This window comes from Streptomyces sp. NPDC056296, assembly GCF_042268605.1.
Classification (GTDB): Bacteria; Actinomycetota; Actinomycetes; order Streptomycetales; family Streptomycetaceae; genus Streptomyces.
Map to the genome: position 1 here is coordinate 21019 of NZ_JBHJRX010000071.1, position 18700 is coordinate 39718.

Annotated in this window: 20 protein-coding genes and 1 pseudogene; 3 read left to right on the forward strand and 18 right to left on the reverse strand. The window is 71.7% G+C overall.

The window, feature by feature from the left end; translation table 11 throughout:
- Positions 1-397, forward strand: a 397-nt coding sequence (locus ACFCZF_RS35775) for a peptidoglycan DD-metalloendopeptidase family protein (RefSeq protein ID WP_376675186.1), incomplete at its 5' end; no start/stop codon positions are given.
- 145 nt (positions 398-542) lie between these two features.
- Here the strand turns inward: ACFCZF_RS35775 and ACFCZF_RS35780 are convergent.
- The 17 genes and pseudogenes from ACFCZF_RS35780 to ACFCZF_RS35860 form a co-directional block, all read right to left on the reverse strand.
- Positions 543-1100, reverse strand: coding sequence for a TetR/AcrR family transcriptional regulator (locus ACFCZF_RS35780; RefSeq protein ID WP_375915285.1), 558 nt, complete (start codon positions 1098-1100; stop codon positions 543-545).
- Positions 1101-1228: 128 nt separating this feature from the next.
- The gene (gene whiG / locus ACFCZF_RS35785) at positions 1229-2071 is read right to left on the reverse strand and encodes an RNA polymerase sigma factor WhiG (RefSeq protein WP_376675187.1); all 843 of its coding nucleotides are present in this window, start codon (positions 2069-2071) and stop codon (positions 1229-1231) included.
- Between the two features lie 260 nt (positions 2072-2331).
- Positions 2332-3528, reverse strand: a complete 1197-nt coding sequence (gene dprA, locus ACFCZF_RS35790) for a DNA-processing protein DprA (protein WP_376675198.1) — start codon at positions 3526-3528, stop codon at positions 2332-2334.
- Between the two features lie 278 nt (positions 3529-3806).
- Positions 3807-5432, reverse strand: a complete 1626-nt coding sequence (locus ACFCZF_RS35795; RefSeq protein ID WP_375915239.1) for a YifB family Mg chelatase-like AAA ATPase — start codon at positions 5430-5432, stop codon at positions 3807-3809.
- Complete coding sequence (locus ACFCZF_RS35800; protein ID WP_376675188.1) at positions 5432-5794, reverse strand: YraN family protein; 363 nt, start codon at positions 5792-5794, stop codon at positions 5432-5434. Before ACFCZF_RS35800 ends, ACFCZF_RS35795 begins: the two co-directional genes overlap by 1 nt.
- A gap of 128 nt (positions 5795-5922) precedes the next feature.
- Positions 5923-6231 carry a DUF2469 domain-containing protein gene (locus tag ACFCZF_RS35805; protein WP_003993268.1) on the reverse strand — a complete coding sequence of 103 codons (309 nt, stop codon included), beginning with the start codon at positions 6229-6231 and terminating at the stop codon, positions 5923-5925.
- Positions 6232-6287: 56 nt separating this feature from the next.
- Positions 6288-6812, reverse strand: coding sequence for an NUDIX hydrolase (locus ACFCZF_RS35810; RefSeq protein ID WP_337305294.1), 525 nt, complete (start codon positions 6810-6812; stop codon positions 6288-6290).
- Complete coding sequence (gene lepB, locus ACFCZF_RS35815) at positions 6802-7578, reverse strand: signal peptidase I (protein WP_376675189.1); 777 nt, start codon at positions 7576-7578, stop codon at positions 6802-6804. Before lepB (ACFCZF_RS35815) ends, ACFCZF_RS35810 begins: the two co-directional genes overlap by 11 nt.
- A gap of 219 nt (positions 7579-7797) precedes the next feature.
- Positions 7798-8787: a signal peptidase I gene (gene lepB / locus ACFCZF_RS35820; protein ID WP_376675190.1), complete on the reverse strand. Its 990-nt coding sequence runs from the start codon at positions 8785-8787 to the stop codon at positions 7798-7800.
- A pseudogene (gene lepB / locus ACFCZF_RS35825) lies at positions 8678-9760 on the reverse strand (signal peptidase I); the annotation flags it as partial. The pseudogene lepB (ACFCZF_RS35825) and the gene lepB (ACFCZF_RS35820), both read right to left, overlap by 110 nt.
- Positions 9753-10505, reverse strand: coding sequence for a signal peptidase I (lepB, locus tag ACFCZF_RS35830; protein ID WP_376675191.1), 753 nt, complete (start codon positions 10503-10505; stop codon positions 9753-9755). The pseudogene lepB (ACFCZF_RS35825) and the gene lepB (ACFCZF_RS35830), both read right to left, overlap by 8 nt.
- Positions 10506-10550: 45 nt before the next feature.
- Positions 10551-10901, reverse strand: a complete 351-nt coding sequence (gene rplS, locus ACFCZF_RS35835) for a 50S ribosomal protein L19 (RefSeq protein ID WP_234847506.1) — start codon at positions 10899-10901, stop codon at positions 10551-10553.
- Positions 10902-11037: 136 nt separating this feature from the next.
- Positions 11038-11871: a tRNA (guanosine(37)-N1)-methyltransferase TrmD gene (gene trmD, locus ACFCZF_RS35840; RefSeq protein WP_376675192.1), complete on the reverse strand. Its 834-nt coding sequence runs from the start codon at positions 11869-11871 to the stop codon at positions 11038-11040.
- Positions 11871-12464, reverse strand: coding sequence for a ribosome maturation factor RimM (gene rimM / locus ACFCZF_RS35845; RefSeq protein ID WP_376675193.1), 594 nt, complete (start codon positions 12462-12464; stop codon positions 11871-11873). Before rimM ends, trmD begins: the two co-directional genes overlap by 1 nt.
- Before the next feature lie 110 nt (positions 12465-12574).
- Entirely contained in the window at positions 12575-12814 is a 240-nt protein-coding gene (locus tag ACFCZF_RS35850; RefSeq protein ID WP_039656474.1) for an RNA-binding protein, read from the reverse strand.
- Positions 12815-12816: 2 nt separating this feature from the next.
- Positions 12817-13236 carry a 30S ribosomal protein S16 gene (gene rpsP, locus ACFCZF_RS35855; RefSeq protein WP_121749394.1) on the reverse strand — a complete coding sequence of 140 codons (420 nt, stop codon included), beginning with the start codon at positions 13234-13236 and terminating at the stop codon, positions 12817-12819.
- A gap of 232 nt (positions 13237-13468) precedes the next feature.
- Positions 13469-14065 carry a hypothetical protein gene (locus tag ACFCZF_RS35860; RefSeq protein WP_376675194.1) on the reverse strand — a complete coding sequence of 199 codons (597 nt, stop codon included), beginning with the start codon at positions 14063-14065 and terminating at the stop codon, positions 13469-13471.
- A gap of 705 nt (positions 14066-14770) precedes the next feature.
- Between ACFCZF_RS35860 and ACFCZF_RS35865 the strand changes: the two genes are divergently transcribed.
- Together ACFCZF_RS35865 and ACFCZF_RS35870 are read left to right on the forward strand one after the other, a co-directional pair.
- Positions 14771-15679 carry a class I SAM-dependent methyltransferase gene (locus ACFCZF_RS35865; protein ID WP_376675195.1) on the forward strand — a complete coding sequence of 303 codons (909 nt, stop codon included), beginning with the start codon at positions 14771-14773 and terminating at the stop codon, positions 15677-15679.
- Between the two features lie 181 nt (positions 15680-15860).
- The gene (locus ACFCZF_RS35870) at positions 15861-16463 is read left to right on the forward strand and encodes a hypothetical protein (RefSeq protein ID WP_375915265.1); all 603 of its coding nucleotides are present in this window, start codon (positions 15861-15863) and stop codon (positions 16461-16463) included.
- Positions 16464-16510: 47 nt separating this feature from the next.
- Here ACFCZF_RS35870 and ftsH read toward each other — a convergent pair whose 3' ends face one another.
- Positions 16511-18457 carry an ATP-dependent zinc metalloprotease FtsH gene (ftsH, locus tag ACFCZF_RS35875; RefSeq protein ID WP_376675196.1) on the reverse strand — a complete coding sequence of 649 codons (1947 nt, stop codon included), beginning with the start codon at positions 18455-18457 and terminating at the stop codon, positions 16511-16513.
- Between the last annotated feature and the right edge of the window lie 243 nt (positions 18458-18700).

Here is an 18700-nt window from a genome sequence, read left to right on the forward strand (position 1 = left end):
GGCCGGGACGCCGGTACGGGCGGTGGCGGCGGGAAGGGTGTCGTTCGCGGGGCAGGTGGCGGGCAGGGGCGTCGTCTCGCTGGAACTCACGGGGACGGGTGATCCACCTCTGCGGACGACGTACGAGCCGGTCGAGGTCTCGGTGAAGAAGGGCGACGAGATCGCGGCGGGCGAGGTGCTCGGCACGGTGCGGCCGACGGGCTCCCACTGCGCGGCCTGCCTGCACTGGGGCCTGCTGCGGGGCGACGTCTACCTCGACCCGCTGTCCCTGCTCCCGCCGTGGCTGCTCGACGGGGGCCCGTCGAGGCTGCTACCGGTGCTGGGAGTCCCGCTTCCGCAGGCCACGGGCGGTAGCGCCAGCAGCGCGGCAGGGACGGGCGCGGTCGGCGTCCCGTAGCGCCGGGCCGCGCGACACGAGCGGACGCGGACGCATCCCACAACGCCGGGCCGCAAACCCGCCCCGTGGCTGAGAGACCGCGTCGAAAGACCGCGTCCTGAGGCGCGCCGGTGTGAGCCGCCGAGGTTCTCGACCGCCTCGGCGATCAGCCCCGCACGCCCCGCAACGCCATGGAAACCGCCGCCTCCGTGATAGCCGCCGGCTCCTCCGCCGCCCCCAGCTCGATCCGCCGCACGGCCGCGTCCACGACTCCCTGGAGCAGCATCGCCGCCAGCCGCGGCTGTTCGTGCCCCATCTCCCCCAGCGCCTCGACGATCATCGCGATCAGCCCGCCGTGCGCCGCCCGGATCTTCTCCCGCGCGCCGGCGTCGAGCTCGCTCGCGGAGATGGCCACGACGGCGCGGTGCCGCCGGTCCCCGACGAGGTCGAGCTGCTTGCGCACGTACGCCTCGACCTTGGCCTCGGGGGCGGCCTCGCGTTCCATCGCCGCCTCGACCTCCGCGGCCCAGACCGGGAAGTCGACGGCGCACAGCTCCTCGACGACCGCCGCCCGCGACCGGAAGTACTCGTAGACGGACGACCGGGCCAGACCCGTCCGTTCGGCGAGGGCGGGGAAGGTCAGCGCCTCCGTTCCGCCGTCGGACAGCAGGGAGCGTGCCGCGTCCAGCAGGGAGGCACGCTGCATCGACCGGTGCTCGGCCACGGAGGCCGCTCGAATCCTTGGCACGTCACCACTTTACGGACGCACCACCCGGTACGGGAGTCACTCACCCGACCGCACGACGGCCGACAGGGTCACCGAAGGAGTCGATCGCATGCCGTAAGGCCAGCTCAGCGGCCAAAGCCGGCCAGCTTGGCGCGCAGTTGCAACACCGACTTGGTGTGGATCTGGCTGACCCGGCTCTCCGTCACGCCCAACACGTTCCCGATCTCGGCGAGCGTGAGCCCCTCGTAGTAGTACAGGGTGACGACGGTCTTCTCCCGCTCCGGCAGCGTGTTGATCGCCCGCGCCAGGAAACGCCGCAGTTCCCGGTCCTCGGCGACCTCCACCGGATTGTCGGCGGCGGTGTCCTCCAGCGTGTCCATGAGGCTGAGCCGGTCCCCGCCCTCGCCTCCGGCGTGCAGCAGCTCCTCCAGCGCCACCACGTTGGCCAGCGACAACTGACTGAAGACCGCGTGGAGGTCCTCCACCGCGATCCCCATCTCGACGGCCACCTCGCTCTCCGACGGGGTGCGGCGCAGCCGCGCCTCCAGCGTCGTGTACGCGCGCTCCACGTTCCGCGCCTTCTGCCGGACCGACCGCGGGATCCAGTCCAGCGCCCGCAGCTCGTCGATCATCGCGCCCCGGATCCGGGTGATCGCGTAGGTCTCGAACTTGATCTCCCGGTCGACGTCGAACTTCTCGATCGCGTCGATCAGTCCGAACACCCCCGAGGAGACGAAGTCGGCCTGCTCGACGTTGGGCGGCAGTCCCACGCTCACCCGGCCCGCCACGTATTTCACAAGGGGCGAGTAGTGCAGGATCAGCTGTTCCCGCAGCCGCTCGTCCCCCGTCGCCTTGTACGACCGCCACAGCTCGTCGAGCGTCGAGGGGGCGGGCGGTCGCACGCTGCCACCGTCGCGGGCGGCTGGGGGGATCGCCGCCCGGTCGGACCCGGAGGTGTGCTGGGGCATTCGTCGCCTTGTGCCGTTCTGCCGTGATGTAGGTGTGCCTGGGTGAGGCCGCCGGTCTGCTGTCTGCGTGGGGGTCCTCGTGAGCGTAGCGTGACTGGACTGTCGCGGTGTGCGAAGAGCGGGGTGGGCCCGTACGCAGATACGTTCCGCTGAACGCTCTACAGGGGGGACGATGATCGCTCTGCGTGATCACTCGAATACCCCAACTGCCAGAATTCCCAAGGGCGTCGGGGTTCCCCCGGACGGCCGAACACGCTGGGTCAACACGGGCTGCGGCCACCACGGACCGAGATCATCGCCTGGCGTGTCAACTTCCAGCCGTCGCCGTGTCGTTCGACGTAACCAAGCGCTCGAAGCTCGTACAGTCTCGCGATCGCGTCGTCGCGCGTGGTCTGTGCGCGTCGCGCCACCTCGTCCGCCCCCGCCGCTCCACGTGCGGGGAGCCCGGCCAGCACCTGGCGGGTGCGGGGTTCCAACAGGTCGGTGGGGAGAACCGGCCCGCGCCGGTCCGGGGGCAGCTCGCCCATGTCGCCGACCAGTTCCACGACCTCGGCGGCGTCGCTGACGAGCACCGCGTCGCCGCGCAGCAGCTCGTGCACCCCCGCCGACAGCGCGCTGGTGGCCGGCCCCGGCACGCCCATCGTGTGCCGGCCGAGGCGCTGGGCCGCCCGGGCCGTGACCAGCGAGCCGCTGCGGTAGGCGGCCTCGACGACCACTGTGCCCCGGGTGAGCGCGGCGATCACGCGGTTGCGCAGGATGAACCTGCTGGGCGTCGGGTGATCACCCGGTGGCAGCTCCCCGACGACCAGTCCCTGTTCCGCGATCCTGGTGATCAGCCCCGTGTGTCCTGGCGGGTAAGGGCGGTCGACGCCGCAGGCGAGGACGGCGGCGGTGGCGCCGCCCGCGCCCAGGGCGCCACGGTGGGCGGCGCCGTCGACCCCGTAGGCGCCGCCGGACACCACGACCCAGCCGCGTTCGGCGAGCCCGGCGGCGAGGGTGGCCGCCATGTGTGCGCCGTACTCGGTGCAGGCGCGGGCGCCGACGACGGCCACCGACCTCAGCGCCCACATGCGCAGACTGGGCCTGCCGCGCACCCACAGCCCAAGGGGCCTCGCGTCCCCGAGGTCGTCCAGCTGCCGCGGCCACTCGGCCGCACCGGGGGCCACGAACCGCACCCCCGCCGCCCTGGCGACGGCGAGGTCCCGGTGCGGCTCGGCCCGGCCCGCCCTGGCACACAGCCCGGCCCACCTTTTCCCGCTCACCCCCGGCAGGGCACGCCCGCCCGCACGCAGCCGCCGCACCACGTCCGCGACGCCACGCTCCCGCACCCACCGTCCACCGGTCTCGTCACCCGGCTCGATGACCCGGGTGAGAAAGACCCGGCCGAGGAGCTCGTCGTCCGCCTGTACACCACCCGACGCCTCGTCGCCGCCGGCCCCGTCGCCGCCGCCGGCCAGGTCGTCCCTGGTGACGGCATCGCCCGCAGCCGGATCACCGCCCTTGGCGACGGCGCTGTCCCCGGTTACGGCGCCGTCCTTGACCCACTCGCCGTCCCCGGTTAGGGCGCCGTCCCTGGCCCTCGCGCCGCCCTTGGCCCCCGCGCCATCCCCGACCCTCGCGCCGTCCCTGGCCCTCGCGCCGCCCTTGGCCCTCGCGCCATCCCCGACCCTCGCGCCGTCGCTGGCCATCGTGTCCCCGACCACCGCTCCATCCCCGGTCACCGCTCCATCCCCGGTCACGCCAGTGCTCCAAGGGCCATGGGAACGCCCCTCGGCACCCCCGTGCGCAGTTGCAGCGCCAGGGCGACGTCCCTCGCGTCGGGTCGGTCGTGGCCGACGAGGTCCGCGACGGTCCAGGCGACGCGCAGGACCCGGTCGAGGCCGCGGGCGGTGAGCACACCCCGTTCCAGGCTGCGCTCCGCGTCCTCCAGCGCACCGGGCGCCGCGTACCAGCGGCTGCGGAGCTCCCGTCCGGGCACCTCGCTGTTGGACCGCCACGGGGTGCCCGTGAGACGCGCGGCCGCCCGGTCCCGTGCTGCTCGCACCCGGTCGGCGACCGTCGCGGTCGTGTCGCCTCGGGGGCCGACCCCCGCCAGTTGGCTTCGCGTGATCCGCTCCACCTCGACCCGGAGGTCGACCCGGTCGAGCAGCGGGCCGGACAGCCTGGCCTGGTAGCGGCGGATCGCCGAGGGCGAGCACTCGCAGAGGTCCTCCTTCTGCGAGAACCGTCCGCACGGGCAGGGATTGGCCGCGAGCACCATCAGGAACCGTGCCGGGAACCGCACCACGCCCGCGCTGCGCGCGATGACGACGTGCCCGGCCTCCAGCGGCTGGCGCAGGGCGTCGAGCGCGTGGCTGCTGAACTCCGGGGTCTCGTCCAGAAACAGGACGCCACGATGTGCCAGCGAGACGGCTCCGGGCCGCCCGATGCCGGGGCCTCCCCCGACGAGGGCCTGCATCGTGGCGGAGTGGTGCGGCGCGCAGTAGGGGGCCACGTCGATCAGGGGTTTGCCGGGCGGCAGCAGACCCGCCACCGAGTGCACCGCGGTGACCTCCAGCGACTCCGCCCGGCAGAGCCGGGGCAGGACGGTGGGCAGGCGCTCGGCGAGCATGGTCTTTCCGGCGCCGGGCGGCCCCTCCAGGAACAGGTGATGACCACCGGCCGCGGCGACCTCCACCGCCGTGCGCGCCGAATCCTGGCCCACGACGTCGGCGAGGTCGTGACCGTGGTCGTGCTGTGCCGTCCCCATGCCGTGCATGCCGGTGGCGGCTCCCGTGCCGGGCATGCGCAGGCCTGCGAGGAGTGGGTCGGGCCGGCCCTGCTGGTCCGGTTCCTCCTCCGGCACGGGCTCGTCGGCGAGGACGGCGATCAGCTGGCGCAGGCTGCGCACGCCGAGCACCGACACCCCGGGCACCAGGGATGCCTCGGCGGCGGCGCACTCCGGGACGACCACCTGTTCGTAGCCGGCCTCCGCCGCGGCCAGGACCGCCGGCAGGATGCCCCGCACGGGCCGCACCCGTCCGTCCAGTCCCAGCTCCCCGATCATCAGGATGTCGGCGAGCACGCGGGGATCGATGCGCTCGGCGGCGCCGAGGACCGCGGCTGCGACGGCGAGGTCGAATCCGCTGCCGCTTTTCGGCACCGACGCGGGGCTGAGGCCCACCGTCAGCTTCTTCTGCGGCCATTCGGCGCCCGAGTTGACCACTGCGGCCCGTACCCGGTCCCGGCTCTCGGTCAGGCTCTTGTCCGGCAGTCCGACCAGCGTGAACGCCGCCACGCCTGGTTCGAGGTCGGCCTGGACCTCGACCACCACGCCCTCGACGCCGACGAGCGCCACGGAGCACGTACGCGCGAACCCCATCACGCCACCCCCCGCGCGTGCTCGACCGCGGGGGCGCCGCGCCGCGGGAGGAGGACACCGATCAGGTCGATGCGGACTCCGCCGGGCGGAGCCCCTCCGTGGGTCTGGATCCAGCGCTCGGCGAGCCGCCGCAGCCGCTCCGCCTTCTCGGGCGTCACCGCGGCCATGGGATGCTCGAAGGAGCCGCCCCTGCGCGTCTTGACCTCGCAGATCACCAGGACGTCCCCGTCCCGGGCCACGATGTCGATCTCGCCGGTCCTGCCGCAGCGCCAGTTGCGCTCCAGGACCGTCATGCCGGCCCCGGTCAGCCTGCGGGCGGCGAGTGTCTCGCCGTACTTGCCCAGCGCACCTCGTGCGTTCATGTCGGCACCACCTCCGGCGCCAACGATGAGGCCAGCTCAGCGAGCTTTTGGATCTTGGTGGACGGTCAGGCGGCTGTGGACAACCTTGTCACCCACACGAGTGACACCCATCGATCTCTCGTCGGGACTCAGCCGCTGGGAAGCTCCAGGTCGCTCTTGTTCAGCTCCTCGATGTTCACGTCCTTGAACGTCAACACCCGCACCTGCTTCACGAACCGGGCCGGCCTGTACATGTCCCACACCCAGGCATCGGCCATGGACACCTCGAAGAACACCTCACCCTGAACCGAGTGCACCTGCATCTCGTAGTCATTGGTGAGGTAGAAGCGCCGCTCGGTCTCGATCACGTATTTGAACAGACCGACGACATCGCGGTACTCCCGGTAGAGCTTGAGCTCCATCTCGGTCTCGTACTTCTCGAGGTCCTCGGCGCTCATGGCATGTTCCCCTTCAGCCGTGCGGTCCCACCATTGTGCGCCCGTCCCGTGCGCCCCTAGACGATTTCGGTGTCCAGGGTCACCGGCCCGGCGGGGGGACCTTCGTCGAGCAGCTTGCGCAGCAGCTCGGCGAGTCTGGTCGGATACACCGTCTCATGTGCCCGGGTCAGTTCCCGACACGTCCACCAGCGCGCTCCGGCGACGCTGCGCCGCTCCAGTTCGGTCAGCCCCACGGCCTCGGTCGCGGTCTGGGTCGTACGGGCCAGGTAGTACCACTCGTCCTGGTCCCAGCGGCGGCCCGCGAAGGGGAAGGAGCACCTGCGCCGCCACAGCACCGGGCCGAGCTCGATGTCGGTGATGCCGGTCTCCTCGACGAGTTCCCGCCGAGCGGCCTCCTCACGGGTCTCGTCGCCCTCCACGCCGCCGCCCGGGGTGAACCACCAGTCGTCGGCCGGATCGTCCGGTTCATGCCCGTGCAGCAGCAGGATGCGGTCCTCGGGGTCGAGCAGCACCACCCGGGCCACTCTGCGCAGCCCGCCCTCGTAGGAGTCCTGCCCGGCCCGGGTCGCCTCAGCGGACACCGGTGGGCCCCGTTCCGGTCCGGGTGCGGGAGGCGGCGGCCCGCTTGGCAAAGGGGCCGTAGGCGGCGCCGGCGAGGATCAGCACGGCTCCGGCGATCACCAGCGCGACGACCGTACGCAGCGGTCCCGGCGAGGAGAGGCCGCCCAGCTCCTCGAAGCCGGTCGGCCGCTCCAGCATGCCGTTCATGGGCCAGACCACGGCGTCGACGCGGGCGTCCACGGCACCGCGCGACACGGTGCCGCCGGCGGCGTCGGTGAGGTGGGCGGTGGAGTCCACGGAGTTGTCCCGCTCGTCGCCGAGCAGGAACAGGCGGCCCTCGGGGACGGTCACGGTCGGGAAGTTGCTGATCTCGGCCGGCGTACCGGCGGGCAGGTACGGCTCGTCGACGACCTTGCCGTTGACCTTGAGCTTGCCCTCCTGGCAGCAGGAGACGGTGTCCCCGCCGACCGCGACCACGCGCTTGACCATCGGGGCGTTGGCCCAGGTCGTGTCCTTGAAGACGACGACATCGCCGCGGCGGACGTCGGTGCCGTCGATGCGCTGCGCCAGCACCCGGTCACCGGCGTCGATCGTCGGCGTCATCGAGCTGGTCGGCACGGTATAGGGGCGGTAGACCACCGCTCCCCAGACGAAGCCGCCGAGGAACAGCACCAGGCCCAGCGCCACGGCGAGCCCGGACAGCCGCTGCCCGGTCCGGCTGCCCACCGGGCCCTTGTTCGTGCCGCCACCGCGCGGGACCGTACGTGTCGTGCTCTCGCCACCCATGGATCCGCACCTTACCCGGCGGTACCCGAACGGGGCAGCCCCTCCCGGGGCCCGGGAGGGGCTGGAGGAACCGCCCGGCGACGAACGCACGGCGCGTGGCCGGGCGTCTCAGTGAGGGCGCTCAACACGGGCATCTCAGCGCGGGCGCCCCATCGCGGGAATCTCAGCGCGGGCGCCCCAACGCGGGAATCTCAGCGCGGGCGCCCCAACGCGGGCGTCTCAGTGGGTCTCGGCGGGGGCCATGCGCCTGCGGCGCCACCAGACGACCGGGACGACTCCGGCGAGGGCCAGGCCCTGGGGCGCGACCGACAGCGCGGCGGCGGCCGACGACTGGGCCTGCAGACCGTCCTGGTCGAAGGTGTCCGGGACCGGCAGGGTGTCCCAGCGGTTCATCGGCCAGGCGATCACGATGGCGCGGCCGACGACCTCCTTGACCGGGACCATGCCGCCGTGACTGTCCGACTGGTTGTAGCGGGAGTCCCGGGAGTTCTGCCGGTGGTCACCCATGACCCAGATGGAGCCCTCGGGAACCTTGACCTTGAACTGACCGCCCTGGTCGTCGACGCTGCACGGCGTGTTGCCGGGGTAGACGTACGGCTCGTTCAGCGCCTTGCCGTTGACCTTGAGCGGACCGGTCTCCTTGCACTCGACCGTGTCGCCGCCGACCCCGATGACGCGCTTGATCAGGTCTTTCTCGTCCGCGGACGGCATCAGGCCGATCCAGCTGAGGACCGTCTGCAGCGCGTTCGGGTCGGGCGTCGGCTCGCCCGCGAGCCAGTCGTCCGGGTCGTGGAAGACGACGATCTCGCCGCGCTCGGGCTCCGAGCCGAACCAGGGGGTGAGCTTGTCGACCAGGACGCGGTCATTGATCGTGAGCGTGTTCTGCATCGAGGCGGACGGGATCGAGAACGCCTGGACCAGGAACGTCTTGATCAGCAGCGCGAGCACCAGCGCGATGCCGATCAGGATCGGCAGTTCCTTCCAGAAGGAGCGCTGCTTCTTGGCCGCGGAGGGTGTCGCCGGGGGCGTCCCGCCCACTCCCTCGTCCTGGGTCCCGCTGTGTTCGTCCGTCACCCTGCCGTCCTCGGTCCCGGAGTCGTGCCCGGAGGCCGGGGCGCCGTCCGTGACCGGGCCGGCTGTCTCCACGGGGCGTCCGCGGTTCTCCTCGCCGTCGTGTCCGGACCGTGCGCCAACCGCCACATCCCCCACGCCAACTCCTCACTATCTGCCGCCGCCCGCGCCGTACACGGTGCAGGCCCACCACTCCCATAACGAGCGGGAGTTCCGCAGGGGTCGGGAGTTGAATCATCGTGTCTGGATCGTAGGGGGCAACCCTATGCGACAGCCGGGGAGCGGCGGTCGAACCGGAGGCCGAGTCGGACACGGACGCATACGTTTTCGGTTCGTCCAAGGTGGTCCAGTGAGCGAACGGCCAGGCGATCACCATGGCCCGCCCCACCACCTCGTCCTCGGAGACGGTACCGAAGTCGGTCTCCTGGTGGGCGCGGGAGTCGGCGGAGTTGGACCGGTGGTCGCCCATCACCCACAGCCGTCCCTCGGGGACCGTGACGTCGAACGGCGCCTTGGACGGGGAGTCTCCGGGATAGAGGTAGTTCTCGTTCAGGGGGACGCCGTTGACGGTGACCCGTCCCCGGGTGTCGCAGCACTTGACGCGGTCCCCGCCCACGCCGACGACCCGCTTGATGAGGTCCTTCTCGTCGTCGGACGGCAGCAGGCCGATGAAGGCGAGGCCCTCCTTGACCTGCTTGATGACGACGGGGTCGTCCTTCTTGGTGGTCTGCTCGCCCTGGAGCCAGCCGCCCGGGTCGCGGAAGACGACGACGTCCCCGCGCTGCGGCTCGGAGCCGAACCAGGGAGTGAGCTTGTCCACCAGGACCCGGTCACCGATCTGGATCGTCTGCTCCATGGAGCCCGACGGGATCACGAACGCCTGGACGAGGAAGGTCTTCAGCACCAGCGCTATCAGGACGGCGACGCCGACCAGAAGCGGTATCTCCTTGACCGCGCTGCGCCTGCGACGGCGTTTGACCTTGCGCTGCAGCTTGCGCCGCTCGGCGCGGGACCGGCCGCCGGACGGCGCGGAGGTGCGCCGCGAGCCGGTGGGCAGCAGGTTCTCCGCGGGGCTGCTGGGCGCCCCGCGCGGTTTGCCCCGGCTACCCATCGGCGCCCTCCGACCGACGTGACGCACCGGCCGGTACGCCCGCCTCCGCGTCCGGCACGCGCGCGTAGGCGTCCGGGCGGTCGAGGTGGGTGGCGTGGTCGAAGGGCCAGACGATCCAGTCGGCGCGGCCGATCACCTCGTCCACCGGGATCATGCCGCCGCCCGGCGAGCCCAGGTGGTCGCGGGAGTCACTGGAGTCGGCCCGGTGGTCGCCGAGGACGAACAGGGCGCCGTCGGGGACGACGACGTCGAAGCGCACCGTGGACGGGCTGTCACCGGGGTACAGGAACGCCGACTCGTCGACCGACTGGCCGTTCACCTGGACCCTCCCCTCCCTGTCGCAGCACACCACGTGGTCCCCGCCCACACCGACAACGCGTTTGATGTAGTCGCCGTGCCCGAAGCGCCCGGTGCCGTCGAAGACGACGATGTCGCCCCGCTGCGGCCGGTCACCGAAACGGTACGCCAACTTATTTACGAGAACCCGGTCACCGATCCTCAATCCGCGCTCCATGGATCCGCTGGGGATCTGGAACGGCTGCAGCACGAAGGTGCTGATGAGCAGCAGGAACAGCAGCAGAGTCAGGAAGGTCACGGTGATCCGGCCGCCCGGCACCCAGTCCGTGATCCGCCCCGCGAACGCGGAACGCGACCGTTCCTCCGGGCCCTCCGGATCCGAGGGCTGCTCGGAGTCGGAAGGGCGGGAGGAGCGGTCGCGCTCCGTGGGCTGTGCTTCGGTGTCCATCGGGGCCAGATGTTATCCGGCCCCGGTGTGGACCTCGGAGGGCGCTCAGCTCTCGCGCTTCTCCTTGATCTTCGCCGCCTTGCCGCGCAGCTCGCGCAGGTAGTACAGCTTGGCGCGACGCACGTCACCGCGGGTGACGAGCTCGATCTTCTCCACGATCGGGGTGTGCACCGGGAAGGTGCGCTCGACGCCGACGGAGAAGGAGACCTTGCGGACCGTGAAGGTCTCGCGCACGCCGGCGCCCTGGCGACGGATGACTACGCCCTTGAACTGCTGCACACGGGAGCGGTTGCCCTCGATGACGCGGACGTGGACGTTGACGGTGTCGCCGGGACGGAAGGCCGGGACGTCGCTGCGCAGCGACGCGGAGTCGACGGTGTCGAGCAGGTGAGACATTTCGTCTGCTTTCCTCGCTGATGCCACAGGTCATCAGCGGAAACTAGGTGTTTCGGAATCAGGGCCGTGCGGGTCGGGACGGGCGTCGTGTCCCCCTGTGGCAGGGGCGCGCTCCGGACGGACGCACAACAGCGCCCTATTCTTCCATGCCCGGCGTCCTGCGCCAAAATCGACCGTACGGCTCCCCGTCCGGGTCGGGTTCCCAGCCCAGGATGGAGAGCATCTCGCGGTCCTTCTTGTCGAAGGCCTCGGGGTCGCACCGCTCGACCAGGTCGGGCCGGTTGGCCGTCGTGCGCCGCAGTGCCTCGTCGCGGCGCCAGCGGGCGATCTTCCCGTGGTGGCCGCTGAGCAGCACGTCCGGGATGCCGCGGCCGCGCCACTGCGGCGGCTTGGTGTGGACGGGGCCCTCCAGCAGGCTCGCCATGGCCCCGGGGGCGAAAGAGTCGTCGCGGTGGGACTCGGCGTTGCCCAGGACGCCGGGCAGCAGCCGCGCCACGGCCTCGGTGACGACGAGTACGGCAGCCTCGCCGCCGGCGAGGACGTAGTCGCCGATGGACACCTCGTACACGGGCATCCGGGTCGCGTACTCGTCGATGACGCGGCGGTCGATGCCCTCGTAGCGGGCGGGCGTGAAGATCAGCCAGGGCCGCTCGGAGAGGTGGACGGCGAGTTCCTGGGTGAAGGGCCGGCCGCTCGGCGTGGGCACGATCAGGGCGGGCTCGCCGGAGCCCGTCTCGTAGCCGTCGGCCAGGACGGTGTCCAGGGCGTCGCCCCACGGCTCGGTCTTCATCACCATGCCGGGGCCGCCGCCGTACGGCGTGTCGTCGACGGTGTTGTGCCGGTCGTAGGTCCAGGAGCGCAGGTCGTGCACGTGGACGTTCAGCTGTCCACGCGCGCGTGCCTTGCCTACGAGGGAGACGTTCAGCGGTTCCAGGTACTCGGGGAAGATCGTGACGACGTCGAGCCGCATTACGCCTCTTCCCCGGCGGCGTCCTCCGCGGCGGTGTCCCGCGCGGAAGCGCTGTGTCCATCAGCGACTTCGTCGCGGGCCGCGCGGTCGTCGATCAGGCCGGGCGGCGGGTCGATGACCGCGCGCTGCTCGTCCAGGTCGATCTCGGTGACGATCTCGGAGACGAACGGCACGTAGACCTCGCTGCCGTCGGGGCGCTCCACCACGAACAGGTCCTGCGTGGGCAGGTGGGAGATCTCGGTGATCCGGCCGACCTCGTCGCCGTCCTTGGTCACCACGTCGAGGTCGATCAGCTGGTGGTCGTAGTACTCGTCCTCGTCCTCGGGCCGTTCGTCCGGGTCGACGTCGGCGATCAGGAGGGTGTTGCGCAGCGCCTCGGCTCCGGTGCGGTCGTGGACGCCGGCGAAGCGCAGCAGGAGGCGGCCGCTGTGGACCCGGCCGGTCTCGATGGTGAGCGGTCCGGCGGAGGCGGGGTCGGTGGCCAGTACGGCACCGGGGCCGAGCCGCAGCTCCGGCTCGTCGGTGCGGACCTCGACGGTGACCTCGCCCTTGATTCCGTGGGCGCGGCCGATGCGCGCGACTACCAGCTGCACTGTGCTTGATCTCCTGTCGGAACTGCGACGAGCCGGTCACGGCTCATACGACTACGGGCCGGGGACGGCCCAGTGGCCCTCCCCGGCCCGAGCCGGTGCTGCGTTTGGCGTCAGCGGACGTGATCCACGTCGACGAGGTCGACGCGGACACCGCGGCCGCCGATGGCGCCCACGACGGTCCGCAGGGCGCGTGCGGTGCGGCCGTTGCGACCGATCACCTTGCCGAGGTCGTCGGGGTGGACCCGGACCTCGAGCACACTCCCGCGACGCAGGTTGCGCGAGGCGACCTGCACATCGTCAGGGTTGTCGACGATGCCCTTCACGAGGTGCTCGAGAGCCTCCTCGAGCATGCTCAGGCCTCGGTCGACGTGGACTCGGCGGCAGCCTCGTCCTTCTTGTCGGCCTTCTTCTTCTGGGTGATCGCCTCACCCTTGCCCTCGTCGTCGCCACCGATCGCCTCGAAGGACGGACGGGCCGACTTCTCGGCCGGCTGCAGCAGCGGCGCCGGGGCGGGCTCGCCCTTGAACTTCTGCCAGTCGCCGGTCTTCTTCAGGATGGCGAGCACGGGCTCGGTCGGCTGGGCGCCGACACGGAGCCAGTACGCGACACGCTCGGCGTCGACCTCCATCACCGACGGGTTGTACGTCGGGTGGTACTTGCCGATCTCCTCGATGGCCCGGCCGTCACGGCGGGTACGGGAGTCGGCGACGACGATGCGGTAGTGAGGCGAACGGATCTTGCCCAGACGCTTCAGCTTGATCTTGACTGCCACTGGAGTGGGTTCTCCTGGTTTTGACGTGATTGGGCACGGCGAGAGAGCCGCGTGGGGTTGCGGTACCCGAGTGCCCGATGGACGCGTCAGCCGGAGGAGAGAGGGGTCCTGTGCGACTGTCGAGTACAGCTAGCCATTGTGCCACACGCGGGCGGACCCTTCGGACCGAGGGCGGACCGAGGGTAGACCGAGGGCAGAGGCCCGGGTCCGGCTGCCACGAGCAGCCGGACCGTCAGCTCGCCGCCGCGCCGACCACCTCCGGGATCCGGAACGGCTTGCCGCAGCCGCCGCACATGATCGGGGCCTGGGCCAGGACCGACGGGACGACCCGGACGTTGCGTCCGCAGTCGCAGACCGCCTTCACGCGCACCCCTCCACCGGAGGAGCCGTGGCGGGCGGCCGGACCGCGGAAGCTGCGGGCCGTGTCGGTCGCCGTCGCGGCGGTGTGCGCCTTCAGCGCGCGCTGGAGGCGTTCGATCGTCGGTCGATAGCGGCGCTTCGCCTCGGGGGTGAGCGTGACCAGCGAGAAGCCGCTGCTCGGATGCGGCTCCTCGGCATGGTCGAGGCCCAGCTCCTCGGCGATCGCCAGGAATCGGCGGTTGTGGTAGCGCCCCGCGCGGGAGGTGTCGCGTACTCCTCGCGCGGCGGCGATGCCGTGGACTGCCTCATGGAGCAGTCGTTCGAAGGAGAGTTCGTGCCCGCACGCGGACGACGACTCTCCGATCAGGGACTCGGGCGCGGCAAGATCGGGCAGCTCGGTGTGGTGCCGCTGAATGTCGGCCCACGCCTGCGCCAGCTCTGCGGCGAGAACAGGTGGTGTCGTGCTCACGTAATGACAACGAGCCGGAGTGCCGCTGTGTTCCTATTCCGGGGCATCCCAAATAATTTGCACGTACCCGTCAGTTGCCGCTGATGCGTCCCGACGAGGGCGGGTGCGCTGATCTGCGGAGAAGCCTCACAGCTCATACCAAGCTGGTGCGTAGTCCGACGTACGCGCCGGCGCGTAGGCCCCGTCCACGCGCCGGGGTGCGTGGGGCTCGCGGGTGCGCAAGGGGCGTTTCGGTCGCTGTCGGGCCGGAAGGGTGCCACCCGATCGGCCCATCGACGCGCTCGTCGATGCGCTCGTCGATGCGCTCATCGATGGGTGCGACGTTACCGGGTGTGCCGTCGGTGTGCGGCACCGCCCCGCGCCCTGCCGGTTCCCGTCACCGCGGGCGGTCGCGGGGCCCGTCGACCTTGGCCGGAACCGCCTCGCCGGAACCACCGCCACCCGCTGTCATCGCCGAGCGTCACGATCCGGCCATCCGTCGCAGCGGGCGGGACGGGGCTACCGGGAGTACCGCGCGGCCAGGCCCACGTTGCCGGGAAGTGAAATCTCGCCACTTGGGCCGGTGCCGGGCAAACCGGCCGCCGCTACCACTGGACGCCACGGCGAGCCCGGAGTTTCCTGGCATACGGGGGAAGTGCGAGCGCACTGCACGGGGGCCATGGAACCGGGCACAGCGGCAACACTCGTCGATTGGGGCGCTTTCCTATGACACCTACGCTCGTGCGGCAGCACTCATCTCACGCGGGGGCGACGCCTCGTGTGGACCTGCGTGCACGCGCGCGTGACTGGTCCGAGATACAGGAGCGGATGCTCGTACCGCTCTACGAGGCCGTCTTCGAGCGACTGGACGTGGGCGGCGGCACAAGGATGCTGGGGCTGGGCTGCGGTTCCGGGCTGGCCCTGCTGATGGCCGCCTCGCGCGGCGCCGCGGTGACCGGGGTCGACTCCCGCTCACCGGAACGACTCGCCCTGGCGCGGCAGCGCCTGCTTCCCGAGACGCTCGACGCGCCCGGTTCGCGAGGCACGCGCGCGCGTGCGGACGCGGCACGGGCGGAAACGGCACGGCCGGACGCGGCACGGATCGTCGAGGGCACGCCACGGGACGCGGAGGATCCGTCGGCGCCGGCGTTCACCCTGGTGACCGCCTTCGACCCCATCGGGTGCCTCGCGGGCGACTCGGAGGGGCTGGGTGAGCTGCTCGCCCAGGCAACGCCGCTCGCCGGGCGCGGGGCGGCCGTGGTGCTGGCCGGGTGGGGTCCACCGGAGCGGTGCGCCACGACGTCGGTGCTGCGGGTGGCCACCAAACTCGCGGACCCGTTGCGCGGCGCGGGCAGCTGGCGTCCCGCCCTGCGCGACGACCTGGAAGAGGTCGCCCAGCGGGCCGGGCTCAGTCCGGACGGCTCGGGGCGGGTGGCGTGCCCCTTCGGATACGCCGACGCGGGCAGCGCGGTACGCGGGCTGTTGTCGACCGGGCTGTTCGACGCGGCGATCGCCGCGACCGACCAGGAACAGGTCGACAAGGAGCTGTCTGAGGCCCTGCATCCGCACCAGCGTCCGGACGGGACCGTGTGGATGCCGAACGTCTTCCGGTATTTGATCGCCCGGGTCCCCTGACAACCGGTTCCGACCGGTTCCGACCGGATGTGTGCGGAGCCTGAGGGACTTCTTCCGATGCAGGTGTGAATGCTGTGAAGAAGCCGGATCAGGACTTCTGCGGTTTCTCCTGGTGGATCTTGGACCTCTAATCTGATCCACCGTTCGGGGGAACAGACACATCTGCATACAGGAGCCTGTAGTGCCGCACCACAAGACCGCGCTGCGCGTCGCCGCACCCGTCGCCGCCCTCGCCCTGGCCCTCACCGCGTGCGGGGGCGGCGACGACGCCGACACCGACGCGAAGAGCACGGCGAGCCCCGAGGCCCCGGCCTCTCCCTCCAAGGCGGCCTCGGGCGGCGAGCTGGCGACGGGCGAGAGCGCGACGGGGAAGGTCGCGGAGGACCCCGGCGAGGTCACCTACGAGGTCGTGGCGCAGAAGGTAGAGGTCGGTACCGAGGCGGAGGCCGCGAAGGCGGTGGCGGACGCCGCGGACGCCAAGGGCAAGGTGCTGGCCGTCGCGCACGTCAAGTACACGCACAAGAGCGGACCGGCCCTCACCGAGGGTTCCGACGTGCACGACGGCACCACGATCTTCGCCGACGGGCAGCGCGGCGGCGTCCTCATCGGCGCCTCCGACGACGCCCCGGGTTGCGAGGACCCCTACGACGTCGAGAGCTGGAAGCAGGGTGAGAGCCACGTCTTCTGCGAGACGTACGTGATCCCCGCGAACGCCACCAGCGTCGAGGTGCACTGGTCGGAGGAGGACGGCGAGCCCTACGTCTGGAAGTTCCCGCAGAAGTAGAACGTCCATGCGGAGGTGGAGGCCCCCGCAGCGGCGGTGCGCGGGCCTCACGCCTGCGGGCCGTCCTTAGTCAGCCGCGTGATCCCGGCGATCCGGTACGCGTCCGCCTCCTCCAGCGTCTCGTTCGCCAGCAGCGCCTCGGCCAGCGCGTCGAGCTGCCCCCGGTGGTCGGTCAGCTTGCGGACGGCTTCCGCGTAGCACTCGTCGACGACCCGCCGCATCTCGCCGTCGATGGCGTCGAGGGTACCCGGGGCGGCGGCCAGCCCGTAGGCCTGCTGGGCGTCGCCGGGGAGGGCGGACAGCCTGCCGACCTGTTCGCTCATGCCCCAGCGGCCGACCATGCCGCGCGCGATCCGGGTGACCTGTTCGAGGTCGCTCTCCGATCCGGTGGTGATCACGTCGTACACCACCTGCTCGGCCGCCATGCCACCCAGCGCGCCGATGATCCGACCGCGCAGGTACTCCTCCGTGTACGCGTACTTGTCCGCGTCCGGCGTCGACAGCGTCACCCCCAGCGCCCGCCCGCGCGGCACGATGGTGATCTTGCGGACCGGGTCGGCGCCCGGCTGGAGCATGCCCAACAGGGCGTGCCCGCTCTCGTGGTAGGCGGTGCGTCGGCGCTCCTCCTCGGGCATCACCAGTGGGCGTTCGGCCCCCAGCTGGACCTTCTCCATGGCCTCGGAGAGGTTCGCCTGCGTCACCCGGTCCTGCTTCCGCTTGACCGCGAGCAGCGCGGCCTCGTTGGCGAGGTTGGCGAGTTCGGCGCCGGTCATGCCCGGGGTCGTACGGGCGACCTGGGCGAGGTCGACGTCCGGGGCGAGCGGGATCTCGCGGGTGTGGATCTCCAGGATCGCCTTCCGGCCGCCCCGGTCCGGCGGCGATACGTTGACCACCCGGTCGAAGCGGCCGGGACGGGTCAGGGCCGGGTCCAGGATGTCGGCGCGGTTGGTGGCGGCGATGACGATCACGCCCTCGGCGCCCGAGAAGCCGTCCATCTCGGTGAGGATCTGGTTCAGGGTCTGCTCGCGCTCGTCGTGGCCGCCCATGCCGGAGCCGCCGCCGCGAGCCCGGCCGATGGTGTCGATCTCGTCGATGAAGATGATCGACGGCGCCACCTTCCGGGCCTCGGCGAACAGCTCCCGCACCCGGGAGGCGCCGACGCCCACGATCATCTCGATGAACTCGGACGCGGACGCCGAGAAGAACGGCACGCCCGCCTCGCCGGCGACCGCGCGCGCGAGAAGCGTCTTTCCGGTGCCGGGCGGGCCGGACAGGAGGACGCCCCGGGGCATCTTGGCGCCCATACGGCGATACGCGTCGGGGTTCTTGAGGAAGTCGACGACGTCGCTGAGCTCGCCCTCCACCTCGTCGATCCCGGCCACGTCCGCGAACGTGGTGCGCGGCTCACCGGCCTCCAGCTCGACCGGCTTGGGCGGCGCCTTGCGCCCCAGCATCCCGCCCGCGCCACCACCCAGCGCACCCCTCATACGCCGCGCGATGAAGACCCACAGCACCACCAGGAGCAGCATCGGGGCCAGCGAGATCAGCACGTTGACCAGGAGGCTGCGCTGCTGGACGACCGGCTCGGCCGTGACGGTGACGTTCTGCTCGGTCAGGTCGTTCCAGAGCTGGTCGTCCGCGAAGGTCGGCCGCTCGGTCGTGAACTTGGTGTACGTCCCGTCGCCCTCGGGGTTGTCCCGGGCCTTCTTCAGCTGGCCCTGGATCGCGTCGCCCTTGGCGTAGATCTTGCTGACGTTGCCCGCCTCGACCTGTTTGCTGAACTCCGTGTAGGAGATGGTCGGCTCGTCGCCCTCGTTGAAGAAGGAGAGCACGAGGTTGGCGATGAGGAAGACGATCAGCGCGGCCAAAGCCAGGTTCCACCAGCCGCCGCGCATCCTCCTGCCGCCGGGTGGCGGCTTGGGGGGCTCGTCGGGTGTGCCCTCGGTGCGCCAGGGCGGCTCGGGGGCCTTGCGCGGCGGGGACGGGTTGGTCATATCCGGACGTTACGACAGGAAAGCCGCCCGGGCATGTGCGTGTACGGCGCTGGGGGGGGGGACCCTCGGGGGGGGGGCCCCCACCCCCCCCAGAGGGGGCCGGCCTCCCCCCCCCCCCCCCCCCCCCCCCCCCCCCCCCCCCCCCCCGCCCCCCCCCCCCCCCCCCCCCCCCCCCCCCCCCCCCCCCCCCCCCCCCCCCCCCCCCCCCCCCCCCCCCCCCCCCCCCCCCCCCCCCCCCCCCCC

Bases quoted from the DNA above. Each gene is read 5' to 3' on its own strand.
- whiG (WP_376675187.1), bottom strand. From the start codon at position 2,071: ATGCCCCAGCACACCTCCGGGTCCGACCGGGCGGCGATCCCCCCAGCC.
- ACFCZF_RS35795 (WP_375915239.1), bottom strand. From the start codon at position 5,432: ATGGGGTTCGCGCGTACGTGCTCCGTGGCGCTCGTCGGCGTCGAGGGC.
- ACFCZF_RS35800 (WP_376675188.1), bottom strand. From the start codon at position 5,794: ATGAACGCACGAGGTGCGCTGGGCAAGTACGGCGAGACACTCGCCGCC.
- ACFCZF_RS35805 (WP_003993268.1), bottom strand. From the start codon at position 6,231: ATGAGCGCCGAGGACCTCGAGAAGTACGAGACCGAGATGGAGCTCAAG.
- lepB (WP_376675189.1), bottom strand. From the start codon at position 7,578: ATGGGTGGCGAGAGCACGACACGTACGGTCCCGCGCGGTGGCGGCACG.
- lepB (WP_376675191.1), bottom strand. From the start codon at position 10,505: ATGGACACCGAAGCACAGCCCACGGAGCGCGACCGCTCCTCCCGCCCT.
- rplS (WP_234847506.1), bottom strand. From the start codon at position 10,901: ATGTCTCACCTGCTCGACACCGTCGACTCCGCGTCGCTGCGCAGCGAC.
- trmD (WP_376675192.1), bottom strand. From the start codon at position 11,871: ATGCGGCTCGACGTCGTCACGATCTTCCCCGAGTACCTGGAACCGCTG.
- ACFCZF_RS35850 (WP_039656474.1), bottom strand. From the start codon at position 12,814: ATGCTCGAGGAGGCTCTCGAGCACCTCGTGAAGGGCATCGTCGACAAC.
- ACFCZF_RS35865 (WP_376675195.1), top strand. From the start codon at position 14,771: ATGACACCTACGCTCGTGCGGCAGCACTCATCTCACGCGGGGGCGACG.
- ftsH (WP_376675196.1), bottom strand. From the start codon at position 18,457: ATGACCAACCCGTCCCCGCCGCGCAAGGCCCCCGAGCCGCCCTGGCGC.